We start from the raw sequence: 955 nt of genomic DNA, 5'->3' as shown, positions 1-955 counted from the left end.
TCATGCCGGCCGCGGCCGACAAGCGGGTGTACTTCATCGCCCCGGTGATCTCCACGATCCCGGCGTTCGTGGCGTTCTCGGTGATCCCGTTCGGTGGCGAGGTCACGATCTTCGGTGAGCCGACCGTGCTGCAGTTGGTGGACCTGCCGGTCGGGGTGCTGGTCGTGCTGGCCTGCTCCTCGATCGGGGTGTACGGGATCGTGCTCGGTGGTTGGGCGTCGGGCTCGCCGTACCCGTTGTTGGCGGCGTTGCGGTCGGCGGCGCAGGTGATCTCCTACGAGATCGCGTTGGGTCTGTCGATCGTGGGGGTGATCCTGTACGCGGGGTCGTTGTCGACGGCGGACATCGTGGCCGCGCAGGCGAGTTCGTGGTTCGTGTTGTTGTTGGTCCCGTCGTTCGTGGTGTTCGTGATCGCGATGGTGGGGGAGACCAACCGGGCGCCGTTCGACCTGCCGGAGGCGGAGTCGGAGCTGGTGGGTGGGTTCCACACGGAGTACTCGTCGTTGAAGTTCGCGCTGTTCTTCCTGGCCGAGTACGTGAACATGGTGACGGTCTCGGCGATGGCGACCACGTTGTTCCTGGGTGGGGGGATGTGGCCGTGGCCGTTGTCGGGGTTGAACGCCAGCGGGTGGTTGCAGATGCTGGCGTTCTTGATCAAGACGTTCCTGTTCCTGTTCCTGTTCATCTGGTTGCGGGGGACGTTGCCGCGGTTCCGTTACGACCAGTTCATGCGCCTGGGGTGGAAGGTGCTGGTCCCGGGCAGCCTGTTGTGGATCTTGACGATCTTCGCGATCCGGGCGTGGCGCTCGACCGGTGGTAGCACGACGGCGCTGCTGGTGACGGTGGGGATCGTGCTGGTGGCGGTGTTGGTGATCGCGTTCCTGGTGCCGGAGCGCCGGGCCAGGGAGCAGACGATCGAGCTGGCCTCTGATTTCCCGGTGCCCCCGCTCGACCT

Annotated in this window: 1 protein-coding gene; it reads left to right on the top strand. The window is 65.5% G+C overall.

From position 1 onward, the window contains the following. Window positions 1-955 (top strand): complex I subunit 1/NuoH family protein (locus tag KDL28_RS40065; RefSeq protein ID WP_252446709.1); only part of this gene is annotated, 955 nt, incomplete at both ends.

Origin of the sequence: Pseudonocardia humida, from assembly GCF_023898865.1 — a bacterium.
Classification (GTDB): Bacteria; Actinomycetota; Actinomycetes; order Mycobacteriales; family Pseudonocardiaceae; genus Pseudonocardia; species Pseudonocardia humida.
The sequence above is the reverse complement of the archived record's forward strand: the minus strand, read 5'-3'. Positions and strand labels throughout refer to the sequence as shown.